This window comes from Bradyrhizobium sp. 192 (assembly GCF_023100965.1).
GTDB classification, from domain to species: Bacteria; Pseudomonadota; Alphaproteobacteria; order Rhizobiales; family Xanthobacteraceae; genus Bradyrhizobium; species Bradyrhizobium symbiodeficiens.
Window position 1 is genome coordinate 936,063 of sequence record NZ_CP064690.1, and the last position, 20,094, is coordinate 956,156.

General features: G+C 64.7%; 14 protein-coding genes. 7 read left to right on the top strand and 7 right to left on the bottom strand.

All coding sequences use genetic code 11. From position 1 onward, the window contains the following. Window positions 1–72 precede the first annotated feature (72 nt). The 5 genes from IVB24_RS04340 to IVB24_RS04360 all read left to right on the top strand — a co-directional run bounded on the left by IVB24_RS04340 (window position 73) and on the right by IVB24_RS04360 (window position 6,983). Entirely contained in the window at window positions 73–1,044 is a 972-nt protein-coding gene (locus tag IVB24_RS04340; protein WP_247768358.1) for an IS110 family transposase, read from the top strand. Window positions 1,045–1,338: 294 nt separating this feature from the next. After that, a complete protein-coding gene (locus tag IVB24_RS04345; protein WP_140481595.1) occupies window positions 1,339–2,205 on the top strand; it encodes a 3-keto-5-aminohexanoate cleavage protein in 867 nt (288 codons plus the stop codon). 129 nt (window positions 2,206–2,334) lie between these two features. Further along, window positions 2,335–3,951 (top strand): carboxyl transferase domain-containing protein, encoded by a 1,617-nt coding sequence (locus tag IVB24_RS04350; protein ID WP_247772153.1) that lies wholly within the window; start codon window positions 2,335–2,337, stop codon window positions 3,949–3,951. Next, window positions 3,948–5,921, top strand: coding sequence for an acetyl-CoA carboxylase biotin carboxylase subunit (locus IVB24_RS04355; RefSeq protein ID WP_247772154.1), 1,974 nt, complete (start codon window positions 3,948–3,950; stop codon window positions 5,919–5,921). The genes IVB24_RS04350 and IVB24_RS04355 overlap by 4 nt, the downstream gene beginning before the upstream one ends. A 249-nt stretch (window positions 5,922–6,170) precedes the next feature. After that, window positions 6,171–6,983 carry a hypothetical protein gene (locus tag IVB24_RS04360; protein ID WP_247772155.1) on the top strand — a complete coding sequence of 271 codons (813 nt, stop codon included), beginning with the start codon at window positions 6,171–6,173 and terminating at the stop codon, window positions 6,981–6,983. On the opposite strand, the gene IVB24_RS04365 is transcribed toward IVB24_RS04360, so the two are convergent. The 7 genes from IVB24_RS04365 to IVB24_RS04395 all read right to left on the bottom strand — a co-directional run bounded on the left by IVB24_RS04365 (window position 6,940) and on the right by IVB24_RS04395 (window position 15,353). Continuing rightward, the gene (locus IVB24_RS04365; RefSeq protein WP_140481591.1) at window positions 6,940–7,941 is read right to left on the bottom strand and encodes a dipeptide ABC transporter ATP-binding protein; all 1,002 of its coding nucleotides are present in this window, start codon (window positions 7,939–7,941) and stop codon (window positions 6,940–6,942) included. The genes IVB24_RS04360 and IVB24_RS04365 overlap by 44 nt on opposite strands. Then, window positions 7,938–8,945 carry an ABC transporter ATP-binding protein gene (locus IVB24_RS04370; protein WP_247772156.1) on the bottom strand — a complete coding sequence of 336 codons (1,008 nt, stop codon included), beginning with the start codon at window positions 8,943–8,945 and terminating at the stop codon, window positions 7,938–7,940. Before IVB24_RS04370 ends, IVB24_RS04365 begins: the two co-directional genes overlap by 4 nt. Next, window positions 8,945–9,838: an ABC transporter permease gene (locus IVB24_RS04375; protein ID WP_094976270.1), complete on the bottom strand. Its 894-nt coding sequence runs from the start codon at window positions 9,836–9,838 to the stop codon at window positions 8,945–8,947. The genes IVB24_RS04370 and IVB24_RS04375 overlap by 1 nt, the downstream gene beginning before the upstream one ends. 9 nt (window positions 9,839–9,847) lie before the next feature. Then, window positions 9,848–10,795 (bottom strand): ABC transporter permease, encoded by a 948-nt coding sequence (locus IVB24_RS04380; protein WP_094976271.1) that lies wholly within the window; start codon window positions 10,793–10,795, stop codon window positions 9,848–9,850. A gap of 40 nt (window positions 10,796–10,835) precedes the next feature. Further along, the gene (locus tag IVB24_RS04385; protein ID WP_247772157.1) at window positions 10,836–12,434 is read right to left on the bottom strand and encodes an ABC transporter substrate-binding protein; all 1,599 of its coding nucleotides are present in this window, start codon (window positions 12,432–12,434) and stop codon (window positions 10,836–10,838) included. 195 nt (window positions 12,435–12,629) lie between these two features. Beyond that, on the bottom strand, window positions 12,630–14,180 hold the full coding sequence (locus IVB24_RS04390; RefSeq protein ID WP_247772158.1) for an AMP-binding protein: 1,551 nt from the start codon (window positions 14,178–14,180) through the stop codon (window positions 12,630–12,632). A gap of 18 nt (window positions 14,181–14,198) precedes the next feature. Then, window positions 14,199–15,353, bottom strand: a complete 1,155-nt coding sequence (locus tag IVB24_RS04395; RefSeq protein ID WP_247772159.1) for an iron-containing alcohol dehydrogenase — start codon at window positions 15,351–15,353, stop codon at window positions 14,199–14,201. 337 nt (window positions 15,354–15,690) lie between these two features. Between IVB24_RS04395 and IVB24_RS04400 the strand changes: the two genes are divergently transcribed. Then, window positions 15,691–16,896, top strand: a complete 1,206-nt coding sequence (locus IVB24_RS04400; RefSeq protein ID WP_247772160.1) for an efflux RND transporter periplasmic adaptor subunit — start codon at window positions 15,691–15,693, stop codon at window positions 16,894–16,896. Then, complete coding sequence (locus IVB24_RS04405) at window positions 16,893–20,063, top strand: multidrug efflux RND transporter permease subunit (protein ID WP_247772161.1); 3,171 nt, start codon at window positions 16,893–16,895, stop codon at window positions 20,061–20,063. The genes IVB24_RS04400 and IVB24_RS04405 overlap by 4 nt, the downstream gene beginning before the upstream one ends. Window positions 20,064–20,094: the final 31 nt, after the last annotated feature.

A 20,094-nucleotide genomic window follows, 5' to 3' on the forward strand; every position in this document is an offset into this window, starting at 1 on the left:
GGTCGGCACTTCATCGGGACCCGCATGGTTGAACGAACTTCAGGTTCGCATAACAAGGGAGGGTCGAGGAAGATGGCCAAGCGTAACACGATCTGTGCCGGGATCGATACCGGCAAACGCAAGCTCGACGTGGCGATCGATGGCAACTCTGAGCAGTTGCGGGTCGACAACACGGCAAGAGGTCACCAGGCGCTGGTGGAGTGGTTGAAGTGCCGCAAGGTAAAGAGGGTCGGGATCGAGGCAAGTGGAGGCTACGAGCAGGCGGTCGTTGCGGAGCTGCGGCGCAAGCGTTTCGTCGTCGTGCTGTTTCAGCCGAAGCAGGTCCGCGCCTATGCCACGTTCCGTCTGCTGCTGGCTAAGAACGACAGGATCGACGCGGCGCTGATCGCGACGTGCACTGCCGCGGTCAAGACGATCCATCCTGCACCGGATCCGCGGTTGCAGCCCTTTGCCGAGCATCTGACCATGATCGATCAGATCACGGAAGACATCGCAAGGCTGAAGAACCGGCTCGAGAGTTGCCGCGACAAGCGGATTCAAGGGGTTTGGAAGGCGCAGATCGCGCTGTTGGCAAAGTCCAAACGAGCCGAGTTCAAGGCGCTGCTGGCGGCGATCCGCAAGCATCCTGATCTCGCCGCACGGCTCGATCTGATCTACAGCGTCGCCGGCTGCGGTCTGCCGACCGCGGCTGCCGTCCTGATCAGGATGCCCGAGATCGGCAACATCACACGCGAACGGGCCTCAGCTCTCAGTGGACTGGCGCCTTACGACGACGATAGCGGCGAACGATCCGGTGCCCGTCACATCAAAGGTGGCCGTGAGCGGCTGCGTTGGGCGCTCTACAACGCGGCTCTTCCGGCATCCTCCCGATGGAACCCGCAGATGAAGGCTCTCTATACAAGGCTGATCGCCGCCGGAAAATCTCATAAATGCGCGCTGGTCGCTTGCGCCAGAAAGTTGCTCGTCACGATCAACGCCGTGGTCGCCCGCGGAACTCCGTGGATCGCCGAAGCGCCTCAAACTGCCAAGCTGCCCGCCACCTGATCGCGTTTCTTTGTTCGATCAGGCGGCCGTTTCTTCGTCCCGACCTTCCGCCTGGACGACGCCGTGCGCCGCGGCCGTCAAGGTTGGCCGTCGCGAACGCCCCGCGTCAAACTCGCTGCCGCCAGGCCACACCTTGACGGCTGCAAGCCCGGCGTCATGCTTGCGGAAAATCGGGAGAACCTTAATGGTTGCTACGGGCTATCGCCCTTTTCCAGCTTCTCCGCGCAAGAAGCCGCATGCCGCGCATCACATGATCGCAAGCGTTGAATTCTCAACGTGCGAGACATTTTTGGCATGAGCGACAAGGCCGTCATCACCTGCGCGCTGAACGGCGTGCTCACCGACCCAAAGCAGCACAACGTGCCGGTCACGCCCGAGCAGATGGCGCGCGAAGCCAGGGCTGCGTTCGATGCCGGCGCATCCGTCATGCACATCCATCTGCGCCAGCAGGCGCCTGGAAAGGGACACCTGCCGTCCTGGGAGGTCGCCGTCAGCAAGGAGATCCAGCAGGCGATCCGCGAAGCTTGTCCCGGCGTGATCATCAATCACACCTCGGGCGTGTCAGGGCCGAATTACTCCGGCGCGCTCGACTGCATTCGCGAGACCAGGCCGGAGATCGCCGCCTGCAACGCCGGCTCGCTGAATTATCTGAAGGTGAAGGCCGACAACAGCTGGGCCTGGCCGCCGATGATGTTCGACAACGCGGTCGAGAAGGTGAAGGATTATCTCGACGTCATGAACGCGGTCGGCACCATCCCCGAGTTCGAGTGCTTCGACGTCGGCATCGTCCGCTGCGTCGGCATGTACACCCAGGTCGGCATGTACAAGGGACCGCTCGAATACAATTTCGTCATGGGCGTCGCGTCGGGAATGCCTTCGGACCCGGAGCTGTTGCCGATCCTGATCAAGCTGAAGCGCCCCGAGGCGCATTTTCAGGTTACCGCGATCGGCCGCGAGGAAATCTGGCCGCTGCACCAGCGCTGCGCCGAGCTCGGCGGCCATTTGCGCACCGGTCTCGAAGACACCTTCTATCTCGCCGACGGCAAGAAAGTGACCTCCAACGGCCAGTTGATCGAGGCCATCGCCGCCTGCGCAAGGCGCGCGGGCCGCGAGATCGCAAGCCCCGCCGAGGCGCGGAAGATCTTTGGTACGAATCGGTAGCCACACACTCCGTCATTCCGGGATGGCCCGGAATCCATAACCACGATCGGGAATATGGACTCTCAGATGCGCAATTGCGCATCTTAGCTCGCGCTACGCGCGCCCCGGAATGACGATTGGGATCAAGTCATGTCCATTCTCGAAAACACCATCTCCCCCGGTAGCGCTGCCTACCACGCCAACCGCGATGGCATGCTCGGCCTGATCGACCGCATGCGCGCGCTCGAAGAGCGCACGCGCACGGCGTCGGCGGCGGCAAAGGATCGCTTCCACAAGCGCGGGCAGCTGCTGCCGCGCGAGCGCGTTGCGCTGGTGCTCGATCCCGGTGCGCCCTTCATCGAGCTGTCGACGCTCGCCGGCTACATGTTCGATGTGCCGGATGTGAGCAAGAGTGTGCCGGGTGGTGGCGTCATCGGCGGCATCGGCTTCGTTTCGGGTATTCGCTGCATGGTCAGTGCCAGCGATTCCGGCATCGACGCCGGCGCGCTGCAGCCCTACGGCCTTGACAAGACGATCCGTGTGCAGGAGCTCGCGCTGGAGAACAAGCTGCCTTACGTCCAGCTCGTCGAAAGCGCCGGAGCCAATCTCTTGCGCTACCGCGTCGAGGATTTTGTTCGCGGCGGCAATATCTTTCGCAATCTGGCGCGGCTCTCGGCCGCGGGCCTGCCCGTCGTGACCGTGACACACGGTTCCTCGACCGCGGGCGGCGCGTACCAGACCGGCCTGTCCGACTACATCGTCATGGTGCGCGGCCGCACCCGTGCTTTCCTTGCGGGCCCGCCGCTGCTCAAGGCCGCGACCGGCGAGATCGCGACCGAGGAAGAGCTCGGCGGCGCCGAGATGCACACGCAAGTGTCCGGCCTTGGCGACTACCTTGCCGAGGACGATCGCGATGCGTTGCGCATCGCCCGCGAGATCATGGCGGCGCTGGAATGGGAGCGGCCAGGCAAGCCGGCCCGGGAATTCAAGCCGCCGCACTACGATCAGGATGAGCTGCTCGGCATCATGCCGATAGACCACAAGCGCTCCGTCGACATGAAGCAGGTGATCGCGCGCATCGTCGACGACTCCGACTTCACCGAGATGGCGCCGAATTACGGTCCCGCCACGGTCTGCGGCCATGCCCGCGTCGAAGGCCAGGCGATCGGCATCATCACCAACAACGGTCCGCTCGATCCCGCCGGCGCCAACAAGGCGACGCATTTCATCCAGGCGTGCTGTCAGACCCGCACGCCGATCCTCTACCTCAACAACACCACCGGCTACATGGTCGGCCGAGCCTATGAAGAAGCTGGCATGATCAAGCACGGCTCCAAGATGATCCAGGCGGTGACCTCGGCGACGGTGCCACAGATCACGATCTATTGCGGCGCCTCGTTCGGTGCCGGCAATTACGGCATGTGCGGCCGCGGCTTCCATCCACGCTTCTGCTTCTCCTGGCCCAACGCAAAGACAGCCGTGATGGGCGGCGAGCAGGCCGCCGAGACCATGGCGATCGTGACCGAGGCTGCCGCAGCCCGCCGCGGCAAGCCGGTCGAGAAGGACAAGCTGGAGGCCATGAAGGCGCAGATCATCGGCGTGTTCGATGGCCAGATGGACGTGTTCTCGACCAGCGCGCGCGTGCTCGATGACGGCGTGATCGATCCGCGCGACACCCGCGCGGTGCTCTCGGAAGTCTTGGCCATCTGCCGCGAGGGCGATGCGCGGACGCCGCAGCGCATGCAGTTTTCGGTGGCACGCCCATGAGGAACGGATCAGTGCAGCACCGGCCGTTCTCCAGGGTCCTGGTCGCCAACCGCGGCGAGATCGCGCTCCGCGTGATGCGCAGTGCGCGAAAGCTCGGGCTTGGTGTCGTTGCGGTGTATTCGGATGCGGATCGGGATGCGCTTCACGTGAAGCAGGCCGATCAGGCCGTGCGCATCGGCGAAGCCTTGCCGGCGCAGTCCTATCTCAACATCCCCGCGATCATCGCCGCGGCGAAAGCGAGCGGCGCGGACGCGGTTCATCCTGGCTACGGCTTTCTCGCCGAGAACGAGGACTTCGCGCAAGCCTGCAAGGAGGCCGGTCTCGTCTTCATTGGTCCCTCGCCGCAGGTGATCGAGGCGATGGGCAACAAGGCCGGTGCCAAGGAGATCATGAAGAAGGCCGGCGTTCCCTGCGTGCCCGGCTATCAGGGCGCCGAGCAGGGCGACGAGGTCATGCTCGCTGAGGCCAGGAAGATCGGCTTCCCCGTCATGATCAAGGCGGTTGCCGGCGGTGGCGGCCGCGGGATGCGGCTTGTGACAGAGGCAGCGTCGTTTCCCGATGCGCTGCGCAGTGCGCGGTCGGAGGCGAAGGCGGCGTTCAGCGATGCCACCGTGATACTCGAACGCGCAATCCAGAATCCCCGCCACATCGAGATTCAGGTGTTCGGCGACAGCCATGGCAACGCCGTCCATCTCGGCGAGCGCGACTGCTCGGTGCAACGGCGGCACCAGAAGCTGATCGAGGAGGCACCGTCACCGGCGGTCACGCCGGAGCTGCGCGCGAAGATGGGTGACGTTGCGGTCGCCGCGGTCAAGGCGCTGCGTTATGAGGGAGCCGGTACGCTGGAATTCCTGCTCGATGCCAGCGGCGCATTCTACTTCATGGAGATGAACACCCGCCTCCAGGTCGAGCACCCCGTGACCGAAGCCATTACGGGGCTCGATCTGGTCGAGCTGCAGCTGCGCGTCGCCCGCGGCGAAGCGCTGCCGGTGAAGCAGCAGGACATCAAGTTCTCCGGCCATGCCATCGAGGTGCGGCTCTGCTCGGAGGATGCCGGGCACGACTTCATGCCGCAGTCGGGCCGCATGGCGCTTTGGCGGGTGCCTGAAGGCTTCCGCGTCGAGCACGCGCTGCAATCGGGCTCGGAGATCCCGCCATTCTACGATTCCATGATCGCCAAGGTGATCAGCCATGGCCCCACGCGTGAGGAGGCGAGGGGACGGCTGATCGTGGGCCTGGAGCAGCTCACCGCTTTCGGTGTGACGACCAACCAGGCGTTCCTGATGTCCTGCCTGCGTCATACCGGGTTTGCCGAGGGCGAGGCGACGACAGCCTTCATCGGCGCGTATCGCGACGAGCTGCTGGCACCGCGGGCGGATGCCGTATTCGACACAGCGCTGGCAGGCCTGCTGCTCTACGTCACCAACCCGCGCGCGCCGTCATGGCGGTGTGGCCGCAGCCTGTCGGCGACGTTTCCCCTGCCGGCGAAGATCGAGATCGCCGGTCAGACCTACGAACTCGAGGTCACGCGCGAGCGCGATGGTGGCTACACTGTCGCCAGCGACGGCCGGCAAGACACATTCGAAATTGATCAACTCGATTCCGACGCCATCCGCTTTCGCCACGACGGCGTGACGGACAGCGCAAAGTTCCTGCGCGACGGCGATCGGCTTTACTTCCAGCACCGCGGCATCCCGCTCGCGGTCACCGATCTCACGCTCGCCGCGCCGAAGGCCATTGCCGCCAATGGCGGTGACGGCAAGGTGCGCGCCGCCATGAACGGGCGCGTCGTTGCCGTGCTGGTCAAGCCGGGGGACTCTGTCAAAGCCGGCCAACCGGTGCTGACGCTGGAAGCGATGAAGATGGAGCACGTCCACAAAGCCGGCATCGACGGCGTGGTCGCCGCGATTGAGGTCGCTGAAGGCGAGCAGGTCACCACGGGCAGGATCGTCGCCGAGATCGGAGCATAGTCGGCGCCACGAGCTCCGAAATGGTAGGGGAAAGGCGCAAAGCGTCAGGCGCACCTTCGATGTTCAAAGTGATGGAGAGGCATGGTGGGCGCCGCTTGGCTTTGCCTACCCTCTGCGGCGCGACGTTCGCCAAAAATTTTACGGTATTTCAAAAGGTTAGTTGAATTTTGAACGGGATCCAAAATTTATTTTGAACGGTGTTCATTTTTCGGCTACATATATTGAACATTGTTCAATTGTGGAGCCGGCATGTTGCGCGCCAATGATCCCGTCCAGGCGACCAATCCCACGCTACCCTCGGTATCCCGCCGTCCCCCGTTCGCCGCGCCACAACGCCGCGAGGGTTACGTGATCGGCGCGCTCTGCGTTCTGACGCTGACGGCGCTCCTCGCCCCCGCGCTGCCCGCCGCCGCCTGGCACGTCCCGCACTTCGTCGACAGTCGTACCTGGCTCGGTGTGCCCAACGCCGGCGACGTGCTGAGCAATCTCGCCTTTCTCGCGATGGGCGTTTGGGGTTCGGAGCGGCTGCGCGCCCGCAATGAGGCGCCCGTGGGTGCAAGCTGGTTCTTCGTGGGACTGATCCTCACTTGCCTGGGTTCTGGCTTCTATCACCTGGACCCCGACATGCCGCAACGGCTCGTGGCCGATCGGCTCGGCATGGCGGTGGCGTTCGCGGGCTTTCTGGGCATCGCCGCCAGCGAGCGCGTCAGCGTGCGCGCCGGAGAGGCGGTGCTGGTGCTGATGATGATCGCGGGCCTGCTGGCTGCCTGGGTGGCACGCGAGAATCTCACGCCATGGGTTGTCGTGCAGTTCGGCGGCATGGCACTCGCCGTGGCACTGGCGTTGACGCGCCCCCGGCCTGGCGCGCTCGGCGTGCCGCTCGGGGGAGTGATCTTCTTTTATGTGCTGGCCAAGCTTTTCGAGCTGGGTGACGCGCTCATTTTCGAAGCGACAGGACACATCGTCTCGGGCCACACGCTCAAGCATCTGGCTGCCGCGCTGGCGGCCTGGCCGGTGATCAGGTCGTTGGCGCCAACTGGCTCCGTCCCGTCCCGTCATTGAGCAGGCACGCCACCTGATGCCCGTCGCCGGCTTCCAGCAGCGCCGGCCGTTCAGTCTTGCACCGGTCCATCGCAAACCGGCAGCGGGTGTGAAACGCGCAGCCCGAGGGCGGATTGACCGGGCTCGGCACGTCACCGTCGACCAGCGGCGCGAGCTTCTTCGCGAGCGGATTGGCGACCGGCACCGAGGCCAGCAGTGCTTGCGTATAGGGATGCCTGGGATTGCGGAACAGCTCGTCCTTGCCAGCGATCTCGACGATCCGGCCGAGATACATCACCGCGACGCGGTGGCTGATATGGGCGACCACGGCGAGGTCATGGGCGATGAAGAGATAGGAGAAGCCGTGCTGGCGCTGCAGGTCGATCAAGAGGTTGATCACCTGCGCCTGGATCGAGACGTCGAGAGCGGAGACCGGCTCGTCGCAGACGATCAGGCGCGGCTCGAGTGCGAGCGCGCGTGCGATGCAGATGCGCTGGCGCTGGCCGCCGGAGAATTGATGCGGGAAGTTGCGCATCTGGTCGGGGCGCAGGCCCACCTGCTCGAACAGCTTCGCGACCCGTACCTCCAGTGCCTTGCCGCTGGCGAGCCCGTGCACCGCGAGCGGTTCGCCGACGATGTCGCCGGCGGTCATGCGCGGGTTGAGCGAGGCAAACGGGTCCTGGAACACGATCTGCATCGAGCGCCGGTGCGGGCGCAGTGCCGTCTTGGACAGATGGGTGATGTCCTCGCCGTCGAGCCGGATCCGGCCCGAGGTCGGCTCGACCAGCCGCAGCACGCTGCGCGCCACCGTCGACTTGCCGCAACCGGATTCGCCGACGAGGCCGAGCGTCTCGCCGGCATGAAGCGAGAACGAGACGCCGTCGACCGAGTGTACGGTGCCGACCTGTCGTCGCAGCACGCCGGCGCGCACCGGATAGTGTTTCTTGAGGTCGGTGACTTCGAGCAGGGCCTCGGTCATGCCACCTCCGCGACGTCTTCCGCGCGCCAGCAGGCGGCTAGATGGCCGCCACCCCAATCCGCCAGCGGCGGATATTCTGCCTCGCAGCGCTTGATCGCGAGCTTGCAGCGCGGCGCGAAAGCGCAACCCTTCGGCAGCCGCACCAGCGACGGCACGGTGCCGGGGATTTCGTTCAGCCGCGCCTGCGCCGGAACGCCGGCGGCCGGCACAGCCGGGATCGACGCCATCAGCCCGCGCGTATAGGGATGCTTGGGCGCGGCGAACAGCGCTTCGACGCTGGCTTCCTCGACCTTCCGCCCCGCATACATCACGATCACGCGCTGCGCGGTCTGCGCGACGACGCCGAGATCGTGCGTGATCAGCACGAGCCCGGTGCCGAGCTCCTTCTGCAGGTCGAGGATCAGCGCCAGGATCTGCGCCTGAATGGTGACGTCGAGCGCGGTGGTCGGCTCGTCCGCAATCAGCAGCGCCGGCCGGCACGCCAGCGCCATCGCGATCATCGCGCGCTGGCGCATGCCGCCGGAGAGTTGATGCGGATATTCTTTCGCGCGCCGCGCCGGTTCGGGAATGCGGACCAGACGCAGCATCTCGACGGCGACATTCTGGGCCTCCTTGGCCGAGATGTTCCGGTGCAGCCGCACGGCCTCGACGATCTGGTCGCCGATCCGCATCACCGGATTGAGCGAGGTCATCGGTTCCTGGAAGACCATGGAGATGCGGTTGCCCCTGACAGCGCGCATCTCCGCCTCATCCAGCGCCAGCAGATCGGTGCCTTCGAGCGAGATGGAGCCGCCGACAATGCGGCCGGGGGGATCGGGCACCAGCCGCATCAGCGACAGCGCGGTGACGCTCTTACCACAGCCGGATTCGCCGACGATCGCCAGCGTCTCGCCGCGCTTCACGGTAAAGGAGAGGTCGTCGACGGCCTTGAACAGGCCGGAGTTGGTGAAGAATACCGTCTTCAGGTTCTTCACGTCGAGCACGAGATCGGTTTTTTCAGCCATCAGCCGCGCTGCCGGGGATCGAGGATGTCGCGCAGGGCGTCGCCGAACAAATTGGCGCCGAATACGGCGAGGCTGATCGCGATGCCCGGGAAGATCACCAGCCACGGTGCGGTGCGGACATATTCGGCGGCGGATTCCGACAGCATGCGGCCCCAGGATGGATAAGGCTCGGGAATGCCGAGACCGAGGAACGACAGCGAGGCTTCGGTCAGGATGGTCGAGCCGAGCTGCGCAGTGGCGAGCACGATCAGCGGCGCCATCGTGTTCGGCAGCACGTGGCGGAGCGCGATGCGCACCTCACTCATGCCGATCGACTTGGCGGCCTCGATGAAGGGCAGTTCCCGCAGCGCCAGCGTGTTGGCACGGATGACGCGCGCAACCGTGGGGATCAGCGGAATGGCAATCGCAATGATCACGTTCGGGAGCGACGGGCCGAGTGCCGCCGTCATCACCAGCGCCAGCACCAGCAGCGGCAGCGCCTGGAGCACATCGGAAACGCGCTGGAATACCAGATCGACCCAGCCGGAGAGATAGCCGGAGGTCAGGCCGACGATGACGCCGATCGTGCCGCCGAGCGCGGTCGAGCCGATCCCGACGGCAAGCGAGATCCGTGCGCCGTGGATGATGCGGCTGAACACGTCGCGGCCGAACGAGTCCGTTCCCATCCAGTGCGCCAGGCTCGGGCGAGCCAGAGCGCGGGCCGAATCGATCGAGAGGGGATCATAGCGCGCAATGAAGTCGGCGAAGATTGCCATGAATACGAACACGGCCATGATGACGAGGCCCGCGGCGCCCAGCACATGCCGCTGTGCCAGAAACAGCACGCGCCGCCAGCCGCCGGTCGCATGCGCGCCGGCCCGCCTCAGTTCAACGTCGAAGTCGATCGCGGCCAAATTGATCTCCTAATCCGTGTACCTGATGCGCGGATCGAACACGGCGTAGAGCATGTCGACGATGAAATTCGCGCTCACCACCACGACGGCGATCAGCATCACGAGGTTCTGCACGATCGGATAGTCGCGCCAGCGGATCGCCTCGACCAGGAAGCGGGCGACGCCGGGGATGTTGAACACCGTCTCGGTGACGATCAGGCCGCCGATCAGGAATGCCGCTTCGATGCCGATCACGGTGATGACGGGCAGGATCGCGTTCTTCAGCGCGTGCCGATAGTTGACGGCGGCGTCGGAGGCGCCTTTCGCGCGCGCGGTGCGGATGTAATCCTGGCGCAGCACCTCCAGCATCGAGGACCGCGTGATGCGCATGGTCAGGGCCGCGCTGCGGAAGCCGACGGCGGCGGCGGGCACGGCGTAGGTTGCGAACGCCTCGAGCCAGGTCTGCGGATTCGGATTGAAGATCGGCATCTGGCCGAACATCGCCACCGACGCTGTCAGGATGAGCAGCCCGAGCCAGAACGAGGGCAGCGACAATCCGCTCAAGCTGACGACGCGCAAGGCGTAGTCCAGCCGCGTGCCCTGCTTCACCGCGCTGATGACGCCGAGCGGGATGCCGATCGAGGCCGAGAACAGCAGCGCGAGGCCGGCGAGCCGCGCCGTGATCGGGATCCGCGGCAATATCTCCTGCAGCGCCGGCTTCTCGGAGACGTAGGAGTAGCCGAAGTCACCGCGCAGGAAGCCGCTGATCCAGTGCCAATATTGCATCACCAGCGGCTGGTCGAGGCCGAGCTCCTTCTCCAGATTGGCCTTGTCGGCGGGATCGACATAGCCGGCCGCGGCGAACAGGATGTCGACGATATTGCCGGGCACGATGCGCAGCAGCAGGAAAATGACGATCGAGATCCCGAACAGGGTCACGAGCATCAGGAACAGGCGTCGCACCAGATAGGCAAGCATCCTCCGCCCTCCGCGAGCCGCTAGTCTTCAGCCTGGCGCGCTACTTGTCGAGCCACACATCCTCGTAGCGAAAGCCGTTATAGGAGCTGTTCGACATGATCGCGACGCCCTTGACATAGGGCTGCCAGCACGTGCCGGCCCTTGCGTGGAAGATGATCGGGCGTGCGACATCTTCTTGCAGCTTCTTGTCGATCTCCCACACCTGCGGCTTGCGCTTGGCGATGTCGGTCTCCTGGGACTGCGCGTCGAACAGCTTCTCGATCTCCTTGTTGCAGTAATTGGTGTAGTTCCGCTCCGAGCCGCAGGAATAGTTCTCGTAGAAGGACTGGTCGGGATCGTCGACGGAATTGCCGGTCAGGTTGAGGCCGAGCATGTAGTCCTTGCGCGCGACCTTCGGGAACCAGTTCGCGGTCTCCACGACGTCGAGCTCGCCGTCGATATAGATGCTCTTGAGCTGGTCGATCAGGATCACGGCGGGGTCTCGATATTCCGCGATGTTCCGGGTCGAGACTTTCACCGCGAGATGCTTGTCCGGGCCGTAGCCCGCCTTCTGCATCAGCTTCTTCGCCTCCTCGCGGTTCGCATTCACGTTCGGCCCGTAGCCCGCAATGGTCTCGAGCTTGTCCTTGGGCATGCCCCAGATGCCTTGCGGCGGCGGCAGCATGGTGCCGCCGATATCGGCCTGGCCTTCGAACAGGATATCGACGAAGGCCTTGCGGTCGAGCGCCATCGCCATCGCCCGGCGGATATCGATGTTGTCGAACGGCGGCGAGCTCGAATTGACGATGATGTTGGTCGAAACGTTGGTCGGCTCGACGACGCAGGTCGCGTTCGGCGCCTGCGACTTGATGTCCTTCAGCAGTGGGATGGTGATGTGCGTCGGGAAGGTCATGTCGAACTTGCCGGCGACGAAAGCGAGGATCGCGGTCGAGCGGTTCGTGATGATGGTGTACTCGATGCCGTCGAGATGGGGCAGGCCCTTCTTCCAATAGTCCGGATTGCGCGTCAGCTTGATCGATTCATTGGCCTTGAACTCGACGAATTTGAACGGTCCGGTCCCGATCGGATGGGTGCGCATGTCCGCCGGCGAGACGTGACAGGGATAGATCGGCGTATAGCCGGACGCCAGCATCGCCAGCAGCGAGGGTTGCGGCCGCTTCAAATCGAAGGAGACCTCGAAATCGCCGCTTGTCGTGATGTCGTTGACCTCGCTGTACCAGGCCTTGCGCGGATTCTGCCGAAGCTTCTGCTGTGATTTTCCCATCAGGAGATCGAAGGTGCATTTGACGTCGGCCGATGTGAACGGCTTGCCGTCATGCCATTTGACGCCCTGGCGCAGTTTGAACGTCAGCTTCTTGTTGTCGTTGCCCCAGGACCAGCTTTCGGCCAGCTCGGGCCGAAGGGTATCAGGACTATTCTGCGCGATGTGCTGGTCGTAAATGACGAGATTGTTGAAAACGCCCATGAACGGCACGTTGACCGAATAGGTCGCGCCTTCGAGGATGGATGCGTTTGCCGGACTGTCGCGGTGATACATCCGCAGGACGCCGCCTTGCTTGGGCTCGCCGGCGAGCGTGATGGTTGAGGCCGTCAGCACAGATAGCGCCGCCATTGCGGCGAGCGTCCATACGCTCCGCATGCTCATCCTCCCTGGAGATCGGCCTTTTGCGGCCTGTTTGTGTTGACGATAGCGAGGCGCGCGCAGCGAGGCAACCCGCAAGGACGTCCGACCTCTCGACAATTGGGATGACGGAACGCTCCGGAGTTTCGCCTGCGCACAATGTGAGAGTGCAAGTGCGAACAAGCGGCTGTTGTGCCGAAGTTGCGGGGAGCCTCACACGATCCGTGACGCCTTGTTGCCCCAATACCGGTCCCGCAGCAGGCGCTTGTACAATTTCCCCGTCGGCAGCCGCGGCAATTCCTTCTCGAAATCCACCGAGCGCGGCACCTTCTGCCGCGACAGCGATTTTGCGCAGAACGCGATCAGCTCCTCGGCGAGCGCCGCGTCCGGCGCGATTCCGGGCATCGGCTGCACCACCGCCTTCACCTCTTCGCCGAGATCGGGATTGGGCACGCCGAACACGGCGGCATCGGCGACCTTGGGATGGGTGATCAGGAGATTCTCGCATTCCTGCGGATAGATGTTCACGCCGCCGGAGATGATCATGAAGGTCGCCCGGTCGGTCAGGTACAGGAAGCGGTCGGCATCGACATAGCCGACGTCGCCGACCGTGCTCATGCTGCCGTCGGCCGAGCGCGCCTCCCTGGTCTTCTCCGGATCGCTGAAATATTCGAACGGCGTCGCCGTCTGGAACCACACCTGGCCGGGCGTGCCGGTCGGGCAATCCCGCATGTTCTCGTCGAGGATGTGGAGGTCGCCGAGCAGCACCTTGCCGACGGTACCGCGATGGGCGAGCCATTCCTCGCTGTTGCAGGCAGTGAAGCCGAGGCCTTCGGTCGCGCCGTAATATTCGTGGATGATAGGGCCCCACCATTTGATCATGTCGTCCTTGACCAGCGCCGGGCAGGGCGCCGCTGCATGGATCGCGATCTCCAGCGAGGACAGGTCGTAGCGGCCACGCACCTCCTCCGGCAGCTTCAGCATGCGCGAGAACATCGTCGGCACCAGCTGGGTGTGCGTGATGCCCCAGCGCTGGACCAGCTCGAGGTAGCGTTCGGGATCGAAGCTCTCCATGATGATCACGGTGCCGCCCATGCGGATCGTGAGGTTCACGGCCGCCTGCGGTGCGGAATGATAGAGCGGCGCCGGCGAGAGATAGACCATGCCCTCGCGGTAGTGCCAAAGTTTTGTCAGGAAATCGAACAGCGGCAGATTGTGCTTAGGCGGCTCCTCCGGCAGCGGTCGCAAAATGCCTTTCGGCCGTCCCGTCGTGCCGGACGAATAGAGCATGGCGGTGCCGAGCCACTCATCCGCGATCGGTGTTGTCGGCATATCCGCGGTCACGTCCGCAAGACCGACGATGCGCTCGCTTTCGCCGGGGCCGTCGGCGACGATGCAGAGCTTGATATCGGGACAAGCCTGGATCGCCTCGCGGGCGATGTCGAGCTTTGCCACCGAGGTGATCAGGATCTTCGACTGGCTGTTGACGAGCAGATAGGCGAGCTCGCCCGGCGTCAGGAAGGAGTTGATGCAAGTGTAATACAGCCCGGAGCGCTCGCCCGCGCCGCAGGCCTCGAGATAGCGCGAATTGTTCTCCATGAAGATCGAATAATGGTCGAGCCGCTTCAGGCCGTGCTTGCGGAACAATTGGGCCAGCCGGTTGCTGCGCGCATCGAGCTCGCGATAGGTGACGGCCTCGCCTGTTGCCGCCATGATGAAGGCGGGCTGCAGCGGGCGTAGGCGGGCATGTTGACCTGGGTACATCTATCCTCCGGCTCTGGATCAGGCGGCGAGAAGCAGGATTTCGCGCAAATCGACAGGACCCTCGATCTTGCGAGGATTGCGCGGAATCCAGTTCGTCCGCATCGCCTGTTCGGCGATATCGTCGAAATGCTCGGGCGAGACGCGCACGTCCGCGAGGCTGCGCGGCATGCCGAGCGAGCGGATGAAGGCATCGAGCACGTCGGCAGCGGCGTGGCCGGGATAGCCCATGGCGGCGGCGACGATCATCTGCCGCTCGGCATTGTCGCGCGCGTTCCAGCGCATTACCGCCGGCAGCATGATGCAGGAGGTGTAGCCATGCGGCACGTCGAAGGCCGCGCCCAGCACGTAGCCGATGCCGTGGCTCGCGCCCATGGGAACGCCGGCCGCGAGAGCGCCCATCGATAGCCATGTGCCGATCTGCGCATCCATCCGCGCGTCGAGATCGGCGGGATCGGCTTTCACCCGCGGCAAGGCGTCGGCGAGCATCGCGAGGCCCTTCACCGATTGCGCGTCGGCGTAAGGATGCGTCTCGCGCGAGCAGATCGCCTCGACGCAATGGTCGATGGCGCGGACCCCGGTCGACAGGAACAGCCATTCCGGCGTGTGCACGGTAATGGCGGGATCGAGGATGGTCGCGCGCGGCACAGCCAGCGGGTGCCGCAGCATCTGCTTCACGTTGGTGCGGCGGTCGGTGACGCCCGCGATCGCGCTGAACTCGCCGCCGGCGATCGTGGTCGGCACGCTGACCTGCCGCACCGTCGGCGCATTTATCTCGGGCGCTATGCCCTTGTGCACGCGGATGCGCTCGATGCCGTCGACATCGTCGACGCCGTTGGCGAGGCAAAGCTGTACCGTCTTGGCACCGTCGGTGATCGAGCCGCCGCCCACGGTGACGATCAGATCGGCACCCGCCTCGCGCGCGGCATTTGCAGCCGCGATCACCGCCTCGCGCGGCGTATGCGCCGGCATCGCATCGAACAGGCCGGCGCAGCGGGAGCCCAGGGCCTGCTTGATCTTCTCGATTTCATTGGTCTGCCGGTTGAGCGTGCCCGACACCATCAGGAAAGCACGATGTGTTCCCAGCCGGTCCATCTGCGCGACGATGGCCTCGGTCGCAGGATGGCCGAACACGACCTCCTCGATCGCGCCGAAAACGACACGTCCTTGATGCACGCCTGTCCTCCCGGACAATTCGTCTTGTTTTTGTGAAAGTAATCTAGCCGAGCCACCGGCTCCCGTCATGTGCGAAGGCGCTGGCTTGTTTCCTTGACCAGCCCCTGGGGCCCTCCAGGAGAGGGTGGCATCGTGCCTTCGTCACCAGTTTCGCGTCGCGTGAGAGAGCTCCGCTCGGGTCCGTCACCCCGCCATCCGGTCAGGGTGCGCTTGGACGCCCCGCACGCGCTTTGGCCTTGAAGTGTTCATCAACTCCACCCATCTTGGGACGCCCGCGGGTAAATGCCTACCCTGCTTTTTCCGCGGCTTTTGACAAAGGACGATGCGAGGACCTGGGATGGCTGGACCGGATGGAAGCGAGCGACTTGTCAAAAAGCACGAATTCTTCCAGCCGCGGCATTACGCACTAGCGGGTCTCCTCGTCGCTTCGTTCGCGCTCACCGGTTGCGGGCAGCCGACCTCGCAAGCAGCCGCGCAGCAGCCGCCGCCGGTGACGGTCGCCCAGCCGGTCAAGCGCACCGTCACCGATTGGGACGAGTTCACCGGACGCTTCGAGGCGGTCGAGGAGGTTCAGGTGCGCCCGCGCGTCGGCGGTTTCGTCAACTCGGTCGAATTCCAGGACGGCGCCATCGTCCATCAGGGCGATCTGCTCTATGTGATCGACCCGCGTCCATTCGAGGCCGTCGCCACGCAGGCGGAGGGACAGCTGTCGGATGCCCGCGCCAAGGTGGAGCTGGCCAAGCGCGAGCTCGACCGCGGCCTCAGCCTGGTGCAGACCAGCGCGGTCTCCGAGCAGGTCGTCGACCAGCGCCGTCAGGCCCTGCAAGCTGCGCATGCCGCGGAGGTGCAGGCGGAAGGCGCGCTGAAAGCCGCCAGACTGAACATCGAATTCACCCATGTGACGGCACCGTTGACCGGCCGCGTCAGCCGCCATCTCATCAGCCCCGGCAATCTCGTGCAGGGCAGCGACAATGGCTCTTCGACTCTCCTGACCTCGATCGTCACGCTCGACCCGATCTACGTCTATTTCGACATGGATGAGGCGACCTTCATGAAATACAGCAAGCTGTGGTTCGAAGGCCGGCGCCCGAGCTCGCGTGACACGGCCAATCCGGTGCAGGTGACGCTGGCCGGCGAAACCAAGCCGTCGCACGAAGGCACCATCAACTTCCTCGACAACCGGCTCGACGTTTCGACCGGCACGTTGCGCAGCCGCGCCGTGGTCAAGAACACGGACCTGTCGATCCTGCCCGGCCAGTTCGGCCGCGTCCGGCTGATTGGCAGCGCGCCCTATGAGGCGCTGCTGATTCCGGACGTCGCGGTCGCGACCGACCAGTCCCGCAAGATCGTGTTCGTGGTGAAACCCGACGACACCGTCGAGGCGCGCCCTGTGGTGCTCGGGCCGCTCGACGAAGGCCTGCGCGTGATCCGGGAGGGATTGAAGGCCGATGACCGCGTCATCGTCAACGGCATCCAGCGCGCCCGTGTCGGCGCCAAGGTCACGCCGCAGACGGCGCAAGCCCCAGCCGGTGGCAAGTCATGAATCTCGGCCGTCTCTCCATCAACCAGCCGATCCTGGCAATGGTGCTGTCGATCGTGCTGCTGATCGTCGGCGCGCTCGCTTACACCACCCTGCCGGTGTCCGAATATCCGCAAGTGGTGCCGCCGACCGTCGTCGTCACGACGCAATATCCCGGCGCCTCCGCGCAGACCGTGTCCGACACGGTGGCGGCTCCCATCGAGCAGGAGATCAACGGCGTCGAGGACATGCTGTATCTCTACAGCCAGGCCACCTCGAACGGCCAGCTCACCATCACCGTCACCTTCAAGCTCGGCACTGATCTCGACAAGGCCCAGGTGCTGGTGCAGAACCGCGTCGCGATCGCGCAGCCGCGCCTGCCCGAGGAGGTCCAGCGCAACGGCGTCACCACCCGCAAGAACTCGCCCGACATCCTGATGGTCGTGTTCATGCTGTCGCCGGACGACACTTTCGACCAGCTCTACATCTCCAACTACGCGCTGCTCCAGGTCCGCGACCAGCTGCTGCGTCTCGACGGCGTCGGCGACATCCAGATGTTCGGTGCGCGCGACTATTCGATGCGGCTGTGGCTCGACCCTGATCGAATTGCCAATCTCGGCCTGACCTCGGCGGAGGTGCTGGCTGCGATCCGCGCCCAGAACGTGCAGATCGCGGGCGGCCAGATCGCCGAGCCGCCGATCGCCGATCGCGCCTTCCAGCCCAACCTCACCTTCACCGGCCGCCTGAAGGACCAGAAGCAGTTCGAGGACATCCTGATCAAGGCCGGCTCCGACGGCCGTATCGTGCGATTGCGCGACGTCGCCCGCATCGAGCTCGGCGCGCTCTCCTACACCACCAACAGCTTCCTGCTGCGCAAATCCGCGGTCGCGATGCTGGTGACGCAGCGGCCGGGATCGAACGCGCTCGCCACCGCGAAGAACATTACCGACACCATGACGAGGCTGAAGGAGAGCTTTCCGAAAGGCCTCGACTACAATATCGGCTATAATCCTACCGAGTTCATCGCCCAGTCCGTCCACGAACTGATCAAGACCATCTACGAAGCCATGCTGCTCGTGGTCATCGTCGTGCTGGTGTTCCTTCAGGGATGGCGGCCTGCGATCATTCCGATCATCGCAATACCTGTGTCGCTGGTCGGCACCTTCGCGGTGATGGCGGCGCTGGGCTTCTCCATCAACAACCTCACACTGTTCGGTCTCGTCCTCGCCGTCGGCATCGTGGTCGACGACGCCATCGTGGTGGTCGAGAACGTCGAGCGCCACCTCGAGCACGGCATGAGCCGACGCGACGCCGCGCTCAAGACGATGGAGGAGGTCGGCGGCGCGCTGGTCTCGATCGCGCTGGTGCTTTGCGCGGTGTTCGTGCCGACCGCGTTCCTCGGCGGCATCTCCGGGCAGTTCTTCCAGCAATTCGCCGTCACCATTGCGGTTGCGACCGCGATTTCCTGCTTCTGCTCGCTGACCCTGTCGCCCGCGCTGGCCTCGCAGATCCTCACGCCGCACGTGGAGAAGCGGCCGCCGGCGAGCTGGAATGTCATCGCGCGGGCGTGGGGTGCCTTCACCGGCGTGTTCAACCGCGTGTTCGACCGGCTGGCGCACGGCTATGCCGGGCTTGCCAATTTCGTCATTCGGCATTCGGTGGTGATGATCCTGATCTACGTCGTGCTGATCGGCAGTGCCGGCTGGCTGATCGCGACCACGTCGCAAGGCTTCATTCCGGCGCAGGACCGCGGCTACGTCATCATCTCCGCGCAATTGCCGGGCGCGGCGTCGCTGGCGCGCACCACGGAGGTCGTGCGCGAGATCGAGCGGATCTCGCTCGATACGCCGGGCATCGTCCGCGTCGCTGCCTTCGCCGGCTTCTCGGGCGCCACCCGCACGCAGGCCGGCAATGCGGCCGCGCTGTTCCCGGTGTTCGACGAGCCTGAGGCTCGGATCAAGAAAGGGCTCACGGCGAATGCGATCACGGCCGAGTTGCGCAAGCGCCTGTCCGCGATCCAGGGCGCGTTCATCATCGTGATCCCGCCGCCGGCCGTACCGGGCATCGGCACCGGCGGCGGCTTCACCATCCGCATCCAGGACCGCCAGGGCCGCGGACCGGAGATGCTTGCCGCAGCCACCGACGAGCTTGTCGCCGCGGCGCGCAAATCGCCCTCGCTGCTCGCTCCCACGGTGTTCTCGCCGTTCTCGGCCAACACGCCGCAGCTGTTCGTCGACATCGACCGCACCAAGGCGCAGAAGCTCGGCGTACCCATCTCGAATATCAACGACACGATCCAGAGCTATTTCGGATCGACCTATGTCAACGACTTCAACCTGTTTGGCCGTACCTATCACGTCACCGCGCAGGCTGACTTCCCGTTCCGGAAAGAGCCGAGCGATCTCGCGCGCCTGCGCACGCGCAACGCCTCCGGCGATATGGTGATGCTCGGCAGCGTGGTCGAGTTCAAGGATGTCTCGGGTCCCGACCGCGTCGCGCGCTACAATCTCTATGCGGCGTCCGAGCTCCAGGGCGAGCCGGCGCCGGGCACCAGCTCGACCACGGCGCTCAACACCATCAAGAAGCTGGCGGACGACACCTTGCCGAGCGGCTTCACCTTCGAATGGACCGACCTGTCCTATCAGCAGATCACCGGCGGCAATGCCGGCCTCTACGTGTTCCCGATCTGCGTGCTGTTCGTTTATCTCGTGCTCGCCGCACAATATGGCAGCTGGACCCTGCCGTTCGCGGTGATCCTGATCGTGCCGATGTGCCTGTTAGCTGCCACCATCGGCGTGCGCATCATGGGGCAGGACGTCAACATCCTCACCCAGATCGGCTTCGTCGTGCTGGTGGGGCTGGCGGCCAAGAACGCGATCCTGATCGTCGAGTTCGCGCGCGACATCGAGAACGAGGGCAAGCCGCGGCTGGAGGCCGTGATCGACGCCTGCCGGCTGCGCCTGCGGCCCATCCTGATGACGTCCTTCGCCTTCATCCTCGGCGTGCTGCCGTTGGTGATATCGAGCGGCTCCGGCTCGGAGATGCGGCAGGCGGTCGGCGTCGCCGTCTTCTTCGGCATGATCGGCGTCACCCTGTTCGGCCTGTTGTTCACGCCGATCTTCTACGTGGTGGTGCGGAACCTGGCCGAGGGGCGGAACGAGGGGAAGAAGCCGGAGGCCGTGGCTTCTTAAGTGCTGGCCATGGCCACCGGCGTTTCAACAT